A 17,347-nucleotide genomic window follows, 5' to 3' on the forward strand; every position below is an offset into this window, starting at 1 on the left:
AACTCGGTTGTAAGATAACTATATAACGATTATCCCGTTCAGTAATGCCAATATAGTCAATATTAAGGTACGGCCTTCCATAGGGGGTGTATGGAAACGCGGAAAGTGCAGCGACTCGGGCCATCGACACTCGCGATGACCCTCCCTGCGGAGTGGGCGTCGGAACACGACGTCGAGAAAGGCGACGAAGTGTCGCTTCGAACCAGTGGGAAAGGAACACTGACGGTGATGCCGGAATCGGCGAGTTCCGAGGAAACGGAGGCGATTATCCACGCTGACGATCTCGATGCGAGTGCCGTCGAACGGGCGATCGTCGCCCAGTACGTCCTCGGCCGCCGCGTCATCCGCATCGAGCGCGAGGACGGCGCCCTCGAGTCGGAACACATCAACGCGGTCTATCAGGCCGAAACCCAGCTGATGGGTCTCGGCGTCATCGAGGAGACCCCAGAGAGCATCTCGATCCGGTGTTCGGTCGATCCCGAAGACTTCACGCTCGACAACCTCTTAGAGCGTCTCGAGCGAACCGGACAGACCATGCGAGGGGAGGGGATCAAGGCGTTGGCCCACGGAAATCCGGATCTCGCTCAGCGCGCGCTCAACCGGGAGCGACAGGCGAACAAAATCTTCGTCTTGCTGTTGCGACTGATCTTTACCGCCTACCAGAATCCGAACCTCGCTCGAGCGGTCGGCCTCGATACCGGGTTCCCGCTGATCGGCTACCGCTCTATCGCGAAGAATCTCGAACTGACAGCCGACAACGGTGAGGACATCGCCGACATCGTCCTCGAGACCGACGGCCACACGCTCGACGTCGATAGCTCGGTGATGCGTGAGATTCGTGAACTCAACGAACTCGTCGACGAGATCACGTCGGTGGCAGTCGAATCGGCCGTCGAACGTGACTACGACAAATCAAACGAGGTGAGGATGTTGTTCCACGAGATCGCCGACCGGGAACAGGAGATCCTCTCGGGACTCCCGGAGATGCCAAACGAGGAGTTGCTCCGGGTACGTGAGGTACTCGTCAGCCTCCAACAGACTGCCCAGTACGCGATGCGAAACGCAGAAATCGCCGCGAACCTCGCTCTGAACGAGGAGTCCGATCACACCACGATCAACTGATCGACCCTCCCACCGGCGCGTCACTCCACCATCTCGGTCCCCGCCCCGCCCGCGCGTTGGACCCAGATCGTCTTCGTGTTGACGAACTCCGTGATGCCATCCTCGGCGAGCTCTCGACCGTAACCCGAGTCTTTGATACCGCCGAAGGGCAACCGGGGATCGGATTTGACGAGTTCGTTGACGAACGCGAGTCCCGATTCGAACCGTCGAGCGACGCGTTCGCCGCGTTCGAGATCCTCCGTCCAGACGCTCGCACCGAGGCCGAACCGGGTGTCGTTTGCCTTCTCGATCGCGGCCGCTTCGTCGGGAACGCGAAACACCGTCGCTACTGGGCCGAACAGTTCTTCCCGATCCGCGGGTGCGTCCTCGGGAACGTCCGTGAGCACCGTCGGCCGATAGAACGCCCCCTCTCGATCGATGGGCTCGCCGCCGAGACGGCACTCGCCGCCCGCCTCGAGCGTCTTCTCGACTTGTTCGTGGAGTTCGTCCATCAAATCCGGACGCGCCTGCGGACCGACGTCCGTCCTCTCGTCGGTCGGATCACCGACGACCTGTTCGTCCATCGCCTCGACGAACCGATCGACGAACTCGTCGTAGACGTCGTCGACGACCACGAACCGCTTTGCCGCGATACACGACTGGCCCGAGTTGAGGAGTCGGGCCTGGACGGCGGCCTGGACGGTTTCGTCCATCGGCGCGTCCTCGAGGACGACGAACGGGTCGCTGCCGCCGAGTTCGAGGACGCTCTTTTTGAGTTCGCGTCCTGCCGTCTCGCCGACCGCTCGGCCGGCCCCGTCGCTGCCGGTGAGCGTGACGCCAGCGATCCGGTCGTCGGCGACCACTGCGTCGATTTCGTCCGATCCGATGAGCAAGGTGGTGAACGCGCCCTCCGGAAAGCCGGCCTCTCGAAAGACGTCCTCGATTGCGCGCGCACAGCCCGGGACGTTCGACGCGTGTTTCAGGAGGCCGACATTCCCGGCCGCGAGGGTGGGTGCGGCGAAGCGAAAGACCTGCCAGAACGGGAAGTTCCACGGCATGATCGCGAGGACCGGCCCGAGGGGTTCGTGGACGACGACCGTTCGAGCCTCGGGTGCACTGGCCACGACCTCGTCCTGGAGGTGGGACGCGGCGTGTTCGGCGTAGTACTCACAGAGCCAGGCACATTTCTCGACCTCCGCGCGTGACTGGACGATCGGCTTTCCCATCTCCTCGGTCATGAACGTCGCGTACTCCTCGACGTTCCCACGGAGCACGTCGGCAGCCTCGGACAGTAGTCCCTGCCGGCGTTCGATCGGCGTCTCGCGCCACTCCGCGTACGTTTCGGTTGCTCGCTCGAGTCGATCCTCTCGTTGGGACTCCGACGTCTCGTCGTAGCTGTCGACTACCTCGCCGGTAGCCGGATTGACACTCTCGATACTCACGAGCACGTCGACCACGTCGAGTGGCTTAGAAGGACGGGCTCCCGATCGGTGTCGCCGACCACCGTCGTCCACCGGTGAGCAACCCGTACTTTCACGTCCGTACTGTCCGGAATGTGGATATGGTCCGCAGGAGCCTGCTGTTCACGCCGGGCGATCGGCCGGAGATGCTTCGAAAGGCACCTCAGTCGGGTGCCGACACGCTCGTCTTCGACCTCGAGGACGCGGTGTCGCCCGACCGGAAGGCGGAGGCTCGTGAGGCGGTTCGGAGCGTTCTCAGCGATCCGGCTTTCGACCCGTCCGCGGAGGTGTGCGTCCGGGTGAACCCGTCGCCGGACGAGTACGAAACGGACCTCGAAGCGATTCTCGGTACTGATGCGGACGATATTCGGTTAGACGGGGTCCTCCTTCCGAAAGCAGATTCACAGACGGACGTCCGAGACCTGGCGAACGCCCTCGGGACGTACGGCGTCTCGGTCCCCGTACTCGCGTTGATCGAGAGCGCCCGGGGAGTCCTCGCCGCACCGAACATCGCGGCCGCGACGGCCACCGAGGCGCTGGTCTTCGGTGCCGAGGATCTCGCGGCCGACCTCGGTGCAGAGCGAACTCGTGGGGGCGAAGAAGTGCTGTACGCACGACAACGCGTCGTCGTGGCTGCGGCCGCACACGGGTGTGACGCGATCGATACCCCGGTCACGGCGTTCGAAGACGAAACCCGCATCGTCGAGGAGACGGCGTTCGCGATCAAACTTGGGTACGACGGCAAACTGGCAATCCATCCCGCACAGGTCGATCCGATCAACGAGGCGTTTACGCCCAGCGAGGAGGAACGTGAGTGGGCGAACGCCGTCCTCGAGGCCAAACGGGAGGCCGACGCGGACGATCGAGGCGTTTTCGAGGTCGACGGCGAGATGATCGACGCGCCGTTGATCGAACGAGCTCGACGGATTCGGGAGCGAACTGAGTCGGTACAGGGCGTCGAATAGTTGACGGGAGAAGCAAACGAACCGTTTTCTCCCATCCGACGCTCTTGACGAACCGTCAGGTTGGAAGGCACATGGGCATTGATTCGTCACTATATAATTGCATAAGTATACATTATATTGACTAAGATCCATCACGACCGACATTCGGCATACTTATTTTTGTTTCGCCGGAATCGGTCCACAATGGCTGAAGACGCTAACCCGTTCGAAAGCCTGCAGTCACAGATCGACGAGGCTGCAGCCTATCTCGACATCGGCGACGACGTCATCGAACGACTCAAATATCCCGAGCGAGTGCTCGAGACGAACCTCACGATCGAACTCGACGATGGGTCACTCGAGCGGTTCAAGGCGTTCCGGTCGCAGTTTAACGGCGACCGTGGTCCGTACAAGGGGGGCATCCGATATCACCCACAGGTGTCACAGGACGAAGTCATGGCACTCTCCGGGTGGATGGCGTACAAGACCGCGATCGTCGACATTCCCCTCGGCGGTGGAAAGGGTGGGATCATCGTCGATCCAGCCGACTACTCCGAGAGCGAACTCGAGCGTCTGACTCGCGCATTTGCCGTCGAACTCACGCCGCTGATCGGCGAAGACAAGGATATCCCCGCACCCGACGTGAACACGGGTCAACGGGAGATGAACTGGATCAAAGATACCTACGAGACGCTCGAGGGCACGACCGAACCCGGCGTCATCACGGGGAAGAACCTCGCCAGCGGCGGCAGTGAAGGCCGCGTCGAGGCCACCGGTCGATCGACCGTCCTCGCCGCACGCGAGGCGTTCGAGTACCTCGATATGGATCTCGAGGGGGCGACCGTCGCCGTCCAGGGGTACGGAAACGCCGGCTGGATCGCCGCCAGACTGATCGACGAGATGGGTGCGACGGTCGTCGCCGTAAGCGACTCGAGCGGCGGTATCTACAACGCAGACGGACTCGATCCGGTCGCCGCGAAAGACCACAAAAACGAGACCGGCAGTGTCGTCGGCTATCCGGAGGCCGACGATGAGGTTACGAACGAGGAGCTCCTGACGCTCGACGTCGACCTGTTGATTCCCGCGGCACTCGAGAACGCGATCGACGGGGAGCTCGCGGAAGACGTCCAGGCCGACGTCATCTCCGAGGCCGCAAACGGGCCGCTCACGCCCGAGGCCGACGCCGTCCTGGAGGATAAGGACGTTTTCGTGATCCCGGACATCCTCGCGAACGCTGGCGGCGTCACCGTCAGTTACTTCGAGTGGGTCCAGAACAGCCAGCGATTCTCCTGGACCGAGGAGAAAGTCAACGCCGAACTCGAGGCTGTCATCGTCGAGGCGTTCGACGGACTCGTCGAAACCATCGAGGAGTTCGACCTCGACAATCCACGAACTGCGGCGTACGTCGTCGCCGTTCAGCGCGTCGCCGACGCCTTCGAGGAAGCCGGCAGCTTCCCGTGACGAGTTCGGCGACAGTTCGTCTCGACACCTTTTTGCGTTCTGCATCTGTGGGATCGCCAGGGGATGTTGTGGGAACGATTCGCCCGATACCGCGACCGAGTTCGGCGTGAGCTCACCGACGCATTTCGAGAAGAGCATACGCCACATCAGGTCGCCTCGAGCTTTGCGATCGGGATCTTCGTCACGGCGCTTCCCACGGGTGGTCTCGGCGTCGGGTTGTTTTTCGTCTTCGTCTCGATCTGGTCGTGGATCAGTAAGCCCGCCATCTTCGCGTCGGTCGCGGTGCTCAACCCGTTCGTCAAACCGGCGGTGTACGTCGCGAGTCTGCAGACGGGGGCGACGGTACTCGGCACGGACCCGATCCCACTAGAGGAGACGGCGACCGAATCGGCGTGGGCCGTCGCCCGCCAGCTCGTGATCGGCAATCTGGTGATCGCGGTCGGTCTCTCGATCGTCGGTTACACGATCGTCTTGCATCTCACCCGAGCACACAGAAGCCGAAGGTAACGTCTTTCAGAAAACACCGACACTGTACGCCACAACGAAGAGTCCACCGAGGACGGCGACGACGCCGACACCCCGAGTTACCGAAACGCGGTCGTCGTCCTCGAGTGACTCCTCGCCCGCGTAGGGGGTCATTCCCTGCCGGTGCTGGGCCTCGACGATGGCCGGCGCGTACCGTACTCCCGCGAGGCCGAGTCCGATCAGGACCACACCGACGACGAGCCACAGCATCGTTAGAGGCCGAGTTCGCGCCCGATCACGAGATGCTGGATCTCGCTCGTTCCCTCGCCGATCTCCATGAGTTTCGCATCGCGGTAGAACCGCTGTGGTGCGAACTCCGTCGTGTAGCCGTAGCCGCCGAGTACCTGGACGGCGTCTTCGGCCACCTCGCGTGCGGCCTCGCTGGCGTCGAGTTTCGCGAGCGCCGACTCCCTGGTCACTGGATCGCCGGCGTCGGCCGTCCGCGCCGCACGATAGGTGAGCAATCGTGCGCGTTCGGTCTTCCGGTGCATGTCGACGATCGTGTCCCGGATCGCGTCGAACTCGGAGATTGGCTGTCCGAACTGCTCGCGTTCCTGACTGTAGGTGCTCGCGTGCTCGTAGGCACCCTGGGCCAGCCCCGTCGAGAGCGCAGCGATCGAGATCCGGCCCCCGTCGAGGGTGTGTTTCGTCTGGTCCCAGCCGTCGCCGACTTCGCCGAGGAGCCGATCCGGCGGCAGGCGAACGTCGTCGAATCGAATTTCACAGGTCGGCGAGGCGTTCAATCCCAGTTTCTCCCAGACCGTCGTCACCTCGAAGCCGTCGTCTTCGTCGGGATCGACGATGAACGTCGAGATACCGTCGTACCCCGCCTCGGGATCGGTGACGGCCTTGACGAGAATCGACCCCGCGACGTTGGCGTTCGTGATGAACTGCTTGGTCCCGTTTAGCACCCACTCGTCGCCGTCCGCGGCGGCCGAGACCGCCGACGCGTCGTCCGAACTGTGCTCGGAGGGGTCGCGTTCGGCCGTCGTGTTCATACTCGAGGCGTCGGAGCCGCTCTCCGGTTCGGTCAGCGCCCAGGCACCGAGGTGCTCGCCCTCCGCGAGTGGACGGAGCCATCGGCGCTTCTGTTCGTCCGTTCCGAAGTACTCGAGGGGTTTCGAGGCGAGTGAGATGTGGGCGACGTACGAGAGACCGATCGCGCCGGAGACGCGGCCGAGTTCCTCGGCGACCAGTGCGTACATGAGCGTATCGCCGCCGAGCCCGCCGTACTCCTCGGCGATCGGCACGCCCATCACGTCGAGGTCGGCGAGCTGGTCGAAGATCTCCGCCGGAAACCGATGTTCGTCTTCGATCTCCTGGGCGATCGGCTCGATCTCCGTCTCACAGAAGTCCCTGACAGTCTCCCGGATCATCCGGTGTTCGTCAGGCAGCTCGAACTCCATACGCAATACGTGCCGGCGTGTGAAATAAACGCACCGACGAACAGAACGGGACTCCAGCCGACTCCGTGGAGAGGGGGATCGTTACCAGCCGCGGTCGTCCCGATCGTCCTCACCGTCGTCGGGTTCGTCCCAGTCGCTCGAGTCGTCGTCCCACGGGGTGGAGTCGTCCCAGTCGCTCGAGTCCTCTCGCGTGTCAGTATCCGCGTCCCAGTCGTCGTTCCGATCGTCGGTATCCGCGTCCCAGTCGTCGTCATCCGTTCCGTCGCGGAGTTCACGGCCGGCCGGAGAGCCGGGCTCGTCCCGGCCACCGTCGCTGCGGATCTCGGCTCGCTGGTCGGGGATGAGATCGAGTTCGTCGTTCGTATCGCCGAGTAACAACAGCGCGTAGTACTGGAAGTACGTCCGAATCGGCATGGAGATGAACGCGCTGATCACGAAAAACAGGAGCACGCCGATGATTCCGGCGATGATCGCGAGCCAGACACCGATATCCCCGAGGGCGAGCAACGCGACGACGAGGATGACGAACGGAATCGCGACGATGATCGTGACGAAAAGCATCAGGAACCCGACCGCGATGCCGATCACGAGCTGGAGAATCCAGACGAGAAGCAGGTAGACGACGTACTCACTCGGCTTCGCGGTGAGCGTCCCCCAGAACCGTTTCCAGCCGGAGAGGACGCCGCGAGACTCGAGGAGCATGATCGGGGCGACGAACTCGGAGGTAAACCGCATCACGATGGCGAAGACGAGATACGAGAGTGCACCAACTCCGAGCAACAACAGGATGGTCCCCACGTCGAACGCTGCCTCGACGTCCCACCCTGCACTGTAGAGGAGCAAACCGGCTGGGACGAGAACGATCGCCCACACGAGCAGACCGAGTCCCACTCGGAAGACGAAGAGACGAACCGCGCGACCGATGTTGTCGAGGGCGTAGCTGATGATCGAGACCTCTTTCGAACGAAGTCCCTCGATGAAGACGAACTCGGCGATCGCGCCGAGGGCTTCGAAGAGTAACCAGATGACGAGTACGACCGCGGCGACGATGGCGAACCCGATCAGTATCTCCTCGGTCACCGTATCCTGGACCATCGAGATCATCTCGTCGTCGGTAGCGATGGTTGGATCCCCGGTCGAAAATCCACCGCCGGTTCCGCCGAGGAAGAAGACGACGATCGCGAGCTTGAGCCACAGCCACGCTCGAATCGGTAACAGGAGGTTCCGCGTCGCATCGATCGCGTCGCTTAAGTTGTCGACAGCGTCCATACCGACCGATATGGTCGCACGGATGAAAATAATTCTGATCTGATGCTCGTCTGGAGAGTCAAAGAGGGGGGCCGCCTTCGACGTGCAATACTGGGCGAGCGACGTGTGGCAGGCTGCTCCAGGATCGGACGGACTCCACCTGACAGGTCGAGGCGACGATACTTCGGGACGCATTTAACCCCATGTCGCGTTCTCCCAACGTATGGATATCCGCCAGATCGCTCGAGGAACTGTCGAGTGGGACCGAATCGAGCGGGTGGTCCGGTCGCTGGCGGACCGACACGACCGCGAGGTCGTCCGGGTCGAGTTTCTCGAGGCCGACAACTGGCTGTCGACCCCGTGTGTCATCGACGACGAGTGGTTCGTCAAGATCGTCTCCCGCCAGAACGCACTCGTTCACACTCTCCTGACGGCTGGACGGAACGTCGGGGCGGTCTCGGCCGGCACCGGGGGTTTTTTCGATCGGTTCGACACGCCACGTGAGATGGTCGAACACGAGTACGAGGCGACCCAGCGGATGCGTGAAATCGGCATCAACGCACCCCAGCCGATCGAAGCGTTCGAAGTCAACGGACTCGGTGTGCTCGTCCTCGAGTATCTCCCCGAGTTCGAGTCACTCGATACCGTCTCCGACGAGGTCGTCGACCGGCAGGCATCCGAACTGTTCGAGATGCTCGCGACGCTTCACGAGCACGGTCTCGCACACGGCGACCTGCGAGCCGAAAACATCCTGCTCTGTGAGCGCGAACTGTACTTCATCGACGCGACGAGCGTCCACGAAGACCGCGTCGACGAGACGACCGCCTACGACCTCGCCTGCGCGCTCGCCGTCCTCGAGCCGCGGATCGGTCCCCGCCGAGCCGTCAGGGCGGCGACGTCGGCGTACGGCCCCGACGAGTTGCTCTCGGCCCGCCGGTTCCTCGATTTCGTCCGCCTTCGCCCGGATCACGAGTTCGACTCGACGCGTCTGCGCAGCGAACTCGAGAAGGCCGCCGACCTGGAACAGCGGTGATCGAGACGGTGAGACGGCCGTCTCGCGTTGCGTACCGCCGGGCCACCGCTGTGGTTCGGCACGTGTGAACGACCAGCAGGGCTTTTCACCAGGTTCGTCGTAGCCTCGAGTATGAGCCAGCAGGCCACGGAACAGGTGTACGGTCACTACGTCGACGGCGAGTGGATCGAGGGCTCCGGTGGCGACAGCTTCGAGAGCGAGAACCCGGCGACCGGCGAGACGCTGGCGACGTTCCAACGCGGGACGGACGACGACGTCGACGCCGCCCTCGAGGCTGCCCACGAGGCGTTCGACGAGTGGCGCTCGCTCTCCTATATCGACCGGGCGGAGTATCTCTGGGACATCTACCACGAGTTACGCGAACGCCACGAGGAACTGGGCGAGATCGTCACGAAAGAGTGTGGGAAAGAGATCAGCGAAGGAAAGGCCGACGTCACCGAAGCCTGGCACATGGTCGAGTGGGCCGCCGGCAACGCCCGCCACCCCCACGGCGACGTGGTTCCATCGGAAGTCCCAGAGAAAGACGCCTACATGCGCCGGAAACCTCGAGGCGTCGTCGGCTGTATCACGCCCTGGAACTTCCCCGTCGCGATCCCGTTCTGGCACATGGCGATCGCACTCGTCGAGGGGAACGTGGTGGTCTGGAAACCCGCCGAGCAGACGCCGAGGTGTGGCCAGATCATCGCCGAGATGATGGACGAGGCCGGCGTTCCCGAGGGCGTGTTCAACATGGTACAGGGATTTGGCGACGCCGGTGCGGCGATCGTCGAGGACGATCGAGTCGACACCGTCCTCTTTACCGGCTCCGCCGAGGTCGGCCACGAGATCGGTGGAAAGGTCGGCGGTGAACCCGGTAAGCTCGCGGCCTGCGAGATGGGTGGGAAAAACGGGATCGTCATCACCGAACACGCGGACATGGAGATCGCCGTCCACGCCGCCGTCATGTCGAGTTTCAAGACGACCGGCCAACGCTGTGTCTCTTCCGAGCGACTGATCGTCCACGAGGACGTCTACGACGAGTTCAAAACGGAGTTCGTCGAACTCGCCGAACGCATCACAGTCGGTGACCCCCTCGAGGCGGAGACGTTCATGGGGCCGGTGATCGAAGCCGACCACGTCGAGAAGATCCGAAAACACAACGAGTTGGCCCGACAGGAGGGTGCGAAGGTGCTCGTCGATCGGTTCGAACTCGAGGACAGCGAGATTCCCGACGAACACGCGGACGGGACGGCCACTGCCGACGACGGTGAACGCAATGCCAGCGACGCGAACGGTCACTGGGTCGGCCCGTTCGTCTACGAGATCGAGTACGATCCCGATCTCAGGTGTCTCAAAGAGGAGTGTTTCGGTCCCCACGTCGCCCTGATCGAGTACTCCGGCGACATCGAGCGCGCGGTCGAGATCCACAACGATACGCCGTACGGACTCGCCGGGGCGATCATCTCCGAGGAGTACCGCCAGATCAACTACTTCCGCGACCGGGCGGATCTGGGGCTCGCGTACGCGAACTTGCCGTGTATCGGCGCGGAAGTCCAGCTCCCGTTCGGCGGCGTCAAGAAGTCCGGCAACGGCTATCCGAGCGCTCGCGAAGCGATCGAGGCCGTCACCGAGCGAACCGCCTGGACGATGAACAACTCGAGAGAGATCGAGATGGCACAGGGGCTCTCGGCCGACATCGTCACTCGAGACGACTCGTAGTCGGTAAGCGGCTACGCTCGTACGCACCCGAACCGAACGAATCGATCCGAGAACTCTGTTCGTGTGGCCATCTCCGCATCAGTTCGGATCGGTGTGCTGACTCTCACGGTCCGAGAACGAACGGGATGAACGAGGCGAGGAGACGGGAGTGGGGTGGCTCGTTCCCGGGAAACGAGCCGCGACGGGCCGGAGCGACGCGTAATGCCGGCATCGACGTGAAAAGCGCCTTCTACCGGCACTCGACCTGACGAGGCCCCCAAACAAAAAGTCAGCGGTCGGTTGCCGCTGGTGACGACGGAGAGTCAGGACGTAATCGAGACACCGTCCCGTCGGAAATCGTCCATCTCCCGCCGGTCGCAGCCGTCACGACAGACGCCGGTCGCCTAGCGCGGGGAACTCCGATCGAACGCCCTCGACCGCCTCGAGATCGATCTCCGCGGTGACGAGGGTCGGTTCGTCGCCGCTCGAGGCGCGGACGACCCCCCACGGATCGTAGACCGTCGATCGACCCAGTAGCGTGGCGTCGTCGAACGCTCCGGAGCCGTTGATCGTCGCGACGTAACACTGGTTTTCGATCGCACGCGCTCTCGAGAGCGTCTCCCAGTGTTCGATTCGCGGGTAGGGCCACGCGCTCGGGACAAGGACGAGTTCGGCCCCGTCGTCGACCAGCCGGCGGTAGAGCGCCGGAAACCGGAGATCGTAGCACGTCGAGACGCCGACCGTCACGCCCTCTATCGTCGCGGTCTCGATGCGCTCGCCGGGGACGAGCAGATCCGACTCCGCGGACTCGTAGCCGAACAGGTGGTGTTTGCGGTAGACGAGTTGCCGATCGCCGGCCGCGTCGAACAGTACGGCCGTGTTCGCGAGTCCCTCGTCGGCCGGCGTCTCGACGCCGTCGGTCGCGGCGAGGTTCTCGACGATGCTCCCTGCGAGGACCGCGACGTCGTGTTCCGCTGCCGCTGCCGAGAGACGAGTCATGGTCTCGCCGTCGAGGGGTTCGGCGCATCGTTCGTAGCGATCGAACGCGAAGTAGCCGACGGTGAATATCTCGGGGAGGGCGACCAGGTCGACCCCGCGATCGGCGGCATCCCCGATCACCCGACAGGCTCGATCGACGTTCCGGTCGACCTCACCGGCGTCGATTCGAATCTGGGCGAGCCCGACCGAAAGCGTCCCGTCTGAACCGGATCGGTCGGTCAACGCTCGTCACCTCGCGTCGTCCGAAGCGCTCGCTCGAGTTCGCGACGCAGGTTCTCGAGTTCGCCGTCGAGGTTTCGCTTGAAAAAGCGTTCGACGCCGGGCAGTTTACCGTCGACGACGAACCGATTCTCGAGGCGACTTCCGGTGTCCGTTTCGACGATTTCGTGTTCGCCGGTGACGTTCATCCCTTTCGACCGGCCGACGAATTTTACGTACTCCGGCGGTCTGCGAGTGACGTCTCTGGTCTCGACGGCGATCGTCCGGCGAACGAGAGGGATCGGTAACTCGACGTGCCAGGTGACCTCCCGCCCGTCGGCATCGGTAGTCGTGTACCGGTCGACGACGCTGATCGACCGGGCGCGGTTTTCCGGATCGGCAATAAACTCCCAGACGCGCTCGGGCGACGCCGAGAGTTCGAACGACCGGTCGACCCGTACAGTCATGGCTCTATCTGGGGGACTGGAGAGTAAAAAGAACGTGGACCGAGGCGGGGGCTCCGGAGTAGTGGCTAGCTAATCGTCACTTTCCAGGTCGTCGAACGGGCGCGGCCCCACTTTTCGATGTCGACCTCGTCGGACTTTTCGGCGAGGTGGGGGAGTCGTACGCCTACCTGTTTCGACGAGAGTCCGATCGCCTGTGCGATGTTCTTCGCTCGAAAGTACCGTTCACCGCGGGCGGCGTTCTCGCGGAGATACGAGAGAATCCGCTGCTCTTCGTCGGAGTAGTCGGTCATCGTCCGTGGGGGATAGTAGGGGACAATCGCTCTTAACTGTTTTTCAGATTTTACCCCGATGTCGGCGGGCAGGTCACCCTCGAGATCCACCCCGCGCTGAAGCGCGAGGATTCCCGAACGTTGGGATAAGAATAGGGTGAATCAGTAGTACAGGTGAATGCCGACGACTGCGAGGGCGCTAAAGACCATTGCAGCACCGAATCCCCACGCCGCTTCGATCTCCGGGGCACTGACGAGCATCACGAGTGCGCCGATCGTCGCGAGCGCACCGAGTGCGAGCGCTACTCCGAGGCCCTTGTCCGTCGACTCCGTCTGGGTAGCCATACGCGAGAGTATGCCAGCGAGGTCTCTTAATAGCACTCATTCAGGACGGTGACGGCGAGGTAGGACCGACCAGGCGAGCGACGAGCGCAGGCCGTGTGCGCCCTCGGCGACCCACCCTCGGCGACCGTCCTCGTGTAGTCGATACAATACGTTTTTGACGCCGGTCGTCCACCCCTAATCGTATGAGCGGGCGCTACTACGAGGAGTTCGACATCGGCGAGACGATCGAGCATCGCCGTCGACGGACCGTCACCGAGAGCGACAACCAGCGCTTTTGCGATCTGACGATGAACCAACAGCCGTTGCACGTAGATCGGGAGTTCGCCGCCGGCACCGAATTCGGCCAACGCCTGGTCAACGGGTTGTACACGATGTCCCTCGCCGTCGGCATCTCCATCCCCGAGACGACCGACGGAACGATCGTCGCGAACCTCTCGTACGACGACGTCGAACATCCGACGCCGGTCTTTCACGACGATACGATCCGGGCCCGTTCGACCGTCACGGAAAAACGCGAGACCTCGGACGGCGAACGCGGCGTCGTCACCATGCACGTCGAGGCGTTCAATCAGGACGACGATCTCGTCTGTTCGTTCGACCGGACAGTCCTCTCGCTGAAACGCGAGCACGCGGAGGGGGGCCGATGACCGACTCGAGTCCGAATCCGGCCGGCAACGCCGACGGGCCGAACACTACGTCGATCGACGACCTCGAGTGGCTTTCACTCGAGGCGGGCGAGGAGATCGTCTGGGCGGATGGCCCCGACAAGCGAACGCTTCTCCCGTCGTTTCTCGTCGGCATCCCGCTTGCGATCGTACTCGTCGGGATCCTCATCATCGTCAGCGAGTACCTTCGGGTGACGAACACCGCCTACGTCGTGACGAACCGTGCGCTCTACCGGAAGACCGGCGTGCTCTCGCGGGACGTCAAGCGGATCGAACACGAGAAGGTCCAGGACATCTCCTACTCCCAGTCGGCACTCGGAACGCAGTTCGGGTACGGGACCGTCGAGGTGAGCACGGCGGGTGGATCCGGCGTCGAGATGTCGTTCAAGTCGGTCCCCGAACCGAGAAGCGTCCAGCAGTTGATCAGCGAACTCATCGAACGCGAACACCGAGAGGAGGCAAGCGATCGGACGAAAACGGACGTCCTCACGGAGATCCGCGACGAGCTTCGAGCGATCAGGACGACGCTCGAGGAATCCGACGCGGCGGGATCGAACGCCGGCCTCGAGGGAGTCGAGTCCGCGAAAGCGGTCGATCGAGATTCGTTCGAGTGGTCGAACGGCGACGACTCGGCCAGCGATGACGACTCGGCGAACCACGGCGATTCGCCCAGTCGCGATGGGGCGACGAGTCGCGACGACTCGACCGGCCGCGACGAACCCCAATCTTCGCCACGATGAGCCCGGACGACCGACTCGAGTCGGCAACAGACGCCAACGACGAGACGCTCGAGTGGCTCTCGCTCGCAGGCGACGGCACGGACGCCGGCGAGACGATCCGGTGGCGTGGCGGGCCCAGGATTCAGACGGCGTATCCGTGGGTCGGCCTCGCGGCCGCAGGGGTGGTCGCGGCCCTCGCCGCGGTGGTCCTCGAACTCCTGCCGGTGGTTGCACTCGCGGGCGTCCCCCTCCCCGCACTCGTCGCGTTCTGGGCGCTCGCCAGCGTCAGCCGTACCGAGTACGTCGTGACGGACCGGCGGATCGCGATCAGACGCGGCGTCCTCGGCGTCGACGTCGACACCGTCGGCCTCGAACGCGTCCAGAACACGGCCGTGAGCCAGCACGCGATCGCACGCGTCGTCGGCTACGGCACCGTCACGATCGAGGCCGCAAGCGGCGCGACGTTTGCGTTCCGGAACGTCGAGGAGTTCGACGCCGTTCACGACCGACTCGAGGATCAGCGCCACGGCGGCCGGACGGCGGACCTGCCGGGTTCGGTCGAGGAGTGGGAGGCGATTCTCGCCGAGGTTCGTGGGTGGCGACGGGCGCTCGAGCGATAAACCCCAAACGGTACTACCTGACACACCACCGGTGAGACTTTGTCGGACCGAGTCGACGCCCCAGCCATGGGATCGCTCGTTCCGGGGACGATCGAGACGGACCGGCTGCGATTCGAGGCGATTCGCCCCGAGACGGTCGACGTACTCGAGTTGTACGAGATCTGTTCGTCGGATCCGGAGATCGACGAGATCACCGAGTATCTGACGTGGGACCCCCACGAGACGCCGAACGAAACTCTCGAGTTCGTCGACCACGTCGCAAAACGGTACGAATCCGACGACGGCGCCGCCTACCTGATCAGGCCGAAAGCGGGAGAGGACGGTGCGGGCGAGATCGCCGGCGAGTCCGGGTTCGCCATCGACTGGAAGAAACGGACAATGACTCTCGGCGTGTGGCTGCGAACGCGGTTCTGGGGGCGCGGATACTCCGGCGAACGCGCGGCTGCGTTTCTCGAGGTCGCGTTCGACCGTCTCGACCTCGAACTCGTCGCCGTCTGCGTGGACGTCGAGAACGATCGTTCACATCGTGCGATCCGGAAGTACGTGAACGCCCACGGAGGCCAGCGAGACGGTCTCGTTCGAAACTGGGTCGTGATCGGCGACGATCCCACGGACTGCTACCGGTACACCGTCTCACAGTCAGAGTGGCGGGAGAATCGGTCGGACGTAGTCGTGTCCATCGAGTAGCCCTGGTCTCGAGGCGTCCGTCTTTCGTCGTCAGACCACGAGCGAGATCATGTAGAGGTTGATGCAGACGGCCCCCAGCCACGGAATCGCGAGGCCAGCGGGGATAATCGGCCGGTACTCCTCGGGGAGCAGCGGGCGACAGAGGAGTCCAACGCCGACGGCGAACCCTTTGAGCGCGAGCATGCCGAGGAGACCGTACCCCTCGATCGCACGGAGTGCGATCGGGTTCGACTCGGCCAATCCGAGGTGGAGACCGACGAACGTCGTCACGACGTCGCCGACCAGGGAGACGACGACGAGCGCCCAACAGAGGTGCTCGAGGCGGGCGGGCGTTACGGAGACGGGAACGCGAAGGCGCGTGTACGCGCCGTCGGAACTCATAGGCTCCCCGCCGGAATCGAACCGGGCGCGTGCGGTGGGCGGTTCTCGGCTGGATACGACCCACGGAAATCGGTGTTCCGCTGGTCGCGGACACACCAACGGCGAATCGTGTCGACCAGGGTCGAGTCGGTAGGGCCACCGGGAGCGTGCGGACGTTGCACGCGCCGGTTCCAGCGAATGAGATATTGTTATGTCAGCAGTATCACGACGCTAGCGCTGGTAGGTAGTGGTTCACCGTTCGGTTGGCCGTCGTTACCAAGGTCGAGTCGGTTTATCGCACCGATCGTCCCGTCGCCGCTGGCGTACAATCAGTCTACCAGTCCCGATCAGGCCTCGAGCGCCAGTCCCGCCTTCTCGAGGGCCTCCTCCGCTGCGAGGTCGTCGTGAACGACGCCTGAGACGGCGGCCGCGATGGCTTCGGGGTTCTCGTGTTGGAAGATCGATCGTCCCATCGAGATGCCCGCGCCGCCGGCGTCTACCGCGCCGCGGACCATCTCGATCGTCTCTCGGTCGGTACCTTTCGAGCCGCCCGCGATGACGACCGGGAGTCGGGTAGATTCGACGACGTGCTGGAAGCTGTCGGCGTCGCCGCTGTAGCCGGTCTTGACGAGGTCCGCGCCGAGTTCCTCGGCGAGTCGGACCGCGTGGCCGAGCGCCTCGGGGTCCTCGGGGTCGACGCCGGGGCCGCGCGCGTAGGCCATCGCGAGGACGGGGATGCCGAACCGGTCGGCGTCCGCGGTGATCTCCGAGAGCTGGGTAATCTGGTCCGGTTCGTGATCCGAGCCGACGTTGATGTGAAAGGAGACGGCGTCCGCGCCGGCGCGGATCGCTTCCTCGACGGTGCCAGTTAGCCGCTTGTCGTTTTCGTCCGGGCCGATCGTCGTCGAACCGTTGAGGTGGACGATGTAGCCTTTCCCGTTTTTGTTGTCGTGGACGCGCGGGGCGATCCCTTTCTGGGTGAGGACGGCGTCTGCGCCGCCGCTCGTTACGCCGTCGATCGTCGATTCGATCGCTTTCAGCCCCTGGACGGCCCCCATCGTGATACCGTGGTCCATCGGGACGATGACGTACGATCCATCTGTGCCGATTCGCTCGAGTCGTGCCTGAGTACCTGTCGCGGTCATTGCGGGTGTGTAGCAAGC

21 protein-coding genes are annotated in these 17,347 nt (G+C 63.6%); 11 read left to right on the forward strand and 10 right to left on the reverse strand.

Annotation, left to right across the window (positions count from 1 at the left end; genetic code table 11):
• Positions 1–90 precede the first annotated feature (90 nt).
• Positions 91–1,122 carry a phosphate signaling complex PhoU family protein gene (locus FYC77_RS02400; RefSeq protein ID WP_149079912.1) on the forward strand — a complete coding sequence of 344 codons (1,032 nt, stop codon included), beginning with the start codon at positions 91–93 and terminating at the stop codon, positions 1,120–1,122.
• Between the two features lie 20 nt (positions 1,123–1,142).
• Here FYC77_RS02400 and FYC77_RS02405 read toward each other — a convergent pair whose 3' ends face one another.
• On the reverse strand, positions 1,143–2,543 hold the full coding sequence (locus FYC77_RS02405; RefSeq protein ID WP_149079913.1) for an NAD-dependent succinate-semialdehyde dehydrogenase: 1,401 nt from the start codon (positions 2,541–2,543) through the stop codon (positions 1,143–1,145).
• 119 nt (positions 2,544–2,662) lie between these two features.
• Here FYC77_RS02405 and FYC77_RS02410 point away from each other — a divergent pair, with 119 nt between their 5' ends.
• The 3 genes from FYC77_RS02410 (at position 2,663) to FYC77_RS02420 (ending at position 5,473) form a co-directional block, all read left to right on the forward strand.
• Positions 2,663–3,526, forward strand: coding sequence for an HpcH/HpaI aldolase/citrate lyase family protein (locus tag FYC77_RS02410; RefSeq protein ID WP_149079914.1), 864 nt, complete (start codon positions 2,663–2,665; stop codon positions 3,524–3,526).
• A 183-nt stretch (positions 3,527–3,709) separates the two neighbouring features.
• Positions 3,710–4,966 (forward strand): Glu/Leu/Phe/Val family dehydrogenase, encoded by a 1,257-nt coding sequence (locus FYC77_RS02415; RefSeq protein WP_149079915.1) that lies wholly within the window; start codon positions 3,710–3,712, stop codon positions 4,964–4,966.
• 63 nt (positions 4,967–5,029) lie between these two features.
• Positions 5,030–5,473, forward strand: a complete 444-nt coding sequence (locus FYC77_RS02420; protein ID WP_149079916.1) for a DUF2062 domain-containing protein — start codon at positions 5,030–5,032, stop codon at positions 5,471–5,473.
• 6 nt (positions 5,474–5,479) lie between these two features.
• Here the strand turns inward: FYC77_RS02420 and FYC77_RS02425 are convergent, their stop codons facing one another.
• The 3 genes from FYC77_RS02425 to FYC77_RS02435 all read right to left on the reverse strand — a co-directional run bounded on the left by FYC77_RS02425 (position 5,480) and on the right by FYC77_RS02435 (position 8,166).
• Positions 5,480–5,701, reverse strand: a complete 222-nt coding sequence (locus FYC77_RS02425) for a hypothetical protein (RefSeq protein WP_149079917.1) — start codon at positions 5,699–5,701, stop codon at positions 5,480–5,482.
• 2 nt (positions 5,702–5,703) lie between these two features.
• Positions 5,704–6,897: an acyl-CoA dehydrogenase family protein gene (locus tag FYC77_RS02430; protein WP_149079918.1), complete on the reverse strand. Its 1,194-nt coding sequence runs from the start codon at positions 6,895–6,897 to the stop codon at positions 5,704–5,706.
• A gap of 81 nt (positions 6,898–6,978) precedes the next feature.
• On the reverse strand, positions 6,979–8,166 hold the full coding sequence (locus FYC77_RS02435; protein WP_149079919.1) for a DUF7544 domain-containing protein: 1,188 nt from the start codon (positions 8,164–8,166) through the stop codon (positions 6,979–6,981).
• Between the two features lie 202 nt (positions 8,167–8,368).
• On the opposite strand from FYC77_RS02435, the gene FYC77_RS02440 reads away from it, so the two are divergent.
• The 3 genes from FYC77_RS02440 (at position 8,369) to FYC77_RS20845 (ending at position 11,124) form a co-directional block, all read left to right on the forward strand.
• A complete protein-coding gene (locus tag FYC77_RS02440) occupies positions 8,369–9,178 on the forward strand; it encodes an RIO1 family regulatory kinase/ATPase domain-containing protein (protein WP_149079920.1) in 810 nt (269 codons plus the stop codon).
• 111 nt (positions 9,179–9,289) lie between these two features.
• On the forward strand, positions 9,290–10,876 hold the full coding sequence (locus tag FYC77_RS02445) for an aldehyde dehydrogenase family protein (protein ID WP_149079921.1): 1,587 nt from the start codon (positions 9,290–9,292) through the stop codon (positions 10,874–10,876).
• A gap of 125 nt (positions 10,877–11,001) precedes the next feature.
• The gene (locus FYC77_RS20845) at positions 11,002–11,124 is read left to right on the forward strand and encodes a hypothetical protein (protein WP_274381023.1); all 123 of its coding nucleotides are present in this window, start codon (positions 11,002–11,004) and stop codon (positions 11,122–11,124) included.
• Between the two features lie 115 nt (positions 11,125–11,239).
• Here the strand turns inward: FYC77_RS20845 and FYC77_RS02450 are convergent, their stop codons facing one another.
• From FYC77_RS02450 to FYC77_RS02465, 4 genes are all read right to left on the reverse strand, one after another.
• Positions 11,240–12,076, reverse strand: coding sequence for a carbon-nitrogen family hydrolase (locus tag FYC77_RS02450; RefSeq protein WP_149079922.1), 837 nt, complete (start codon positions 12,074–12,076; stop codon positions 11,240–11,242).
• A complete protein-coding gene (locus FYC77_RS02455; protein WP_149079923.1) occupies positions 12,073–12,519 on the reverse strand; it encodes an SRPBCC family protein in 447 nt (148 codons plus the stop codon). Before FYC77_RS02455 ends, FYC77_RS02450 begins: the two co-directional genes overlap by 4 nt.
• 65 nt (positions 12,520–12,584) lie before the next feature.
• Positions 12,585–12,809: a DUF7123 family protein gene (locus FYC77_RS02460; protein ID WP_124197675.1), complete on the reverse strand. Its 225-nt coding sequence runs from the start codon at positions 12,807–12,809 to the stop codon at positions 12,585–12,587.
• 141 nt (positions 12,810–12,950) lie between these two features.
• A complete protein-coding gene (locus FYC77_RS02465; RefSeq protein ID WP_149079924.1) occupies positions 12,951–13,133 on the reverse strand; it encodes a DUF7525 family protein in 183 nt (60 codons plus the stop codon).
• A gap of 182 nt (positions 13,134–13,315) precedes the next feature.
• Between FYC77_RS02465 and FYC77_RS02470 the strand changes: the two genes are divergently transcribed.
• From FYC77_RS02470 to FYC77_RS02485, 4 genes are all read left to right on the forward strand, one after another.
• Positions 13,316–13,780: a MaoC family dehydratase gene (locus FYC77_RS02470; RefSeq protein WP_149079925.1), complete on the forward strand. Its 465-nt coding sequence runs from the start codon at positions 13,316–13,318 to the stop codon at positions 13,778–13,780.
• Positions 13,777–14,538 carry a PH domain-containing protein gene (locus tag FYC77_RS02475; protein ID WP_149079926.1) on the forward strand — a complete coding sequence of 254 codons (762 nt, stop codon included), beginning with the start codon at positions 13,777–13,779 and terminating at the stop codon, positions 14,536–14,538. Before FYC77_RS02470 ends, FYC77_RS02475 begins: the two co-directional genes overlap by 4 nt.
• On the forward strand, positions 14,535–15,137 hold the full coding sequence (locus FYC77_RS02480) for a PH domain-containing protein (protein WP_149079927.1): 603 nt from the start codon (positions 14,535–14,537) through the stop codon (positions 15,135–15,137). The genes FYC77_RS02475 and FYC77_RS02480 overlap by 4 nt, the downstream gene beginning before the upstream one ends.
• A gap of 66 nt (positions 15,138–15,203) precedes the next feature.
• Entirely contained in the window at positions 15,204–15,824 is a 621-nt protein-coding gene (locus tag FYC77_RS02485) for a GNAT family N-acetyltransferase (protein WP_149079928.1), read from the forward strand.
• A 30-nt stretch (positions 15,825–15,854) separates the two neighbouring features.
• Here the strand turns inward: FYC77_RS02485 and FYC77_RS02490 are convergent, their stop codons facing one another.
• Together FYC77_RS02490 and FYC77_RS02495 are read right to left on the reverse strand one after the other, a co-directional pair.
• A complete protein-coding gene (locus FYC77_RS02490) occupies positions 15,855–16,205 on the reverse strand; it encodes a hypothetical protein (RefSeq protein WP_149079929.1) in 351 nt (116 codons plus the stop codon).
• A gap of 326 nt (positions 16,206–16,531) precedes the next feature.
• Positions 16,532–17,329: a 2-amino-3,7-dideoxy-D-threo-hept-6-ulosonate synthase gene (locus FYC77_RS02495; protein WP_149079930.1), complete on the reverse strand. Its 798-nt coding sequence runs from the start codon at positions 17,327–17,329 to the stop codon at positions 16,532–16,534.
• Positions 17,330–17,347: the final 18 nt, after the last annotated feature.

Source organism: Natrialba swarupiae, assembly GCF_008245225.1.
GTDB lineage: Archaea > Halobacteriota > Halobacteria > Halobacteriales > Natrialbaceae > Natrarchaeobius > Natrarchaeobius swarupiae.

Coding starts and splice junctions, on each gene's coding strand:
- FYC77_RS02400 (WP_149079912.1), top strand. CDS start 91: ATGGAAACGCGGAAAGTGCAGCGACTCGGGCCATCGACACTCGCGATG.
- FYC77_RS02410 (WP_149079914.1), top strand. CDS start 2,663: ATGGTCCGCAGGAGCCTGCTGTTCACGCCGGGCGATCGGCCGGAGATG.
- FYC77_RS02415 (WP_149079915.1), top strand. CDS start 3,710: ATGGCTGAAGACGCTAACCCGTTCGAAAGCCTGCAGTCACAGATCGAC.
- FYC77_RS02420 (WP_149079916.1), top strand. CDS start 5,030: ATGTTGTGGGAACGATTCGCCCGATACCGCGACCGAGTTCGGCGTGAG.
- FYC77_RS02425 (WP_149079917.1), bottom strand. CDS start 5,701: ATGCTGTGGCTCGTCGTCGGTGTGGTCCTGATCGGACTCGGCCTCGCG.
- FYC77_RS02430 (WP_149079918.1), bottom strand. CDS start 6,897: ATGGAGTTCGAGCTGCCTGACGAACACCGGATGATCCGGGAGACTGTC.
- FYC77_RS02435 (WP_149079919.1), bottom strand. CDS start 8,166: ATGGACGCTGTCGACAACTTAAGCGACGCGATCGATGCGACGCGGAAC.
- FYC77_RS02440 (WP_149079920.1), top strand. CDS start 8,369: ATGGATATCCGCCAGATCGCTCGAGGAACTGTCGAGTGGGACCGAATC.
- FYC77_RS02445 (WP_149079921.1), top strand. CDS start 9,290: ATGAGCCAGCAGGCCACGGAACAGGTGTACGGTCACTACGTCGACGGC.
- FYC77_RS20845 (WP_274381023.1), top strand. CDS start 11,002: ATGAACGAGGCGAGGAGACGGGAGTGGGGTGGCTCGTTCCCGGGAAAC.
- FYC77_RS02455 (WP_149079923.1), bottom strand. CDS start 12,519: ATGACTGTACGGGTCGACCGGTCGTTCGAACTCTCGGCGTCGCCCGAG.
- FYC77_RS02460 (WP_124197675.1), bottom strand. CDS start 12,809: ATGACCGACTACTCCGACGAAGAGCAGCGGATTCTCTCGTATCTCCGC.
- FYC77_RS02465 (WP_149079924.1), bottom strand. CDS start 13,133: ATGGCTACCCAGACGGAGTCGACGGACAAGGGCCTCGGAGTAGCGCTC.
- FYC77_RS02470 (WP_149079925.1), top strand. CDS start 13,316: ATGAGCGGGCGCTACTACGAGGAGTTCGACATCGGCGAGACGATCGAG.
- FYC77_RS02475 (WP_149079926.1), top strand. CDS start 13,777: ATGACCGACTCGAGTCCGAATCCGGCCGGCAACGCCGACGGGCCGAAC.
- FYC77_RS02480 (WP_149079927.1), top strand. CDS start 14,535: ATGAGCCCGGACGACCGACTCGAGTCGGCAACAGACGCCAACGACGAG.
- FYC77_RS02485 (WP_149079928.1), top strand. CDS start 15,204: ATGGGATCGCTCGTTCCGGGGACGATCGAGACGGACCGGCTGCGATTC.
- FYC77_RS02490 (WP_149079929.1), bottom strand. CDS start 16,205: ATGAGTTCCGACGGCGCGTACACGCGCCTTCGCGTTCCCGTCTCCGTA.
- FYC77_RS02495 (WP_149079930.1), bottom strand. CDS start 17,329: ATGACCGCGACAGGTACTCAGGCACGACTCGAGCGAATCGGCACAGAT.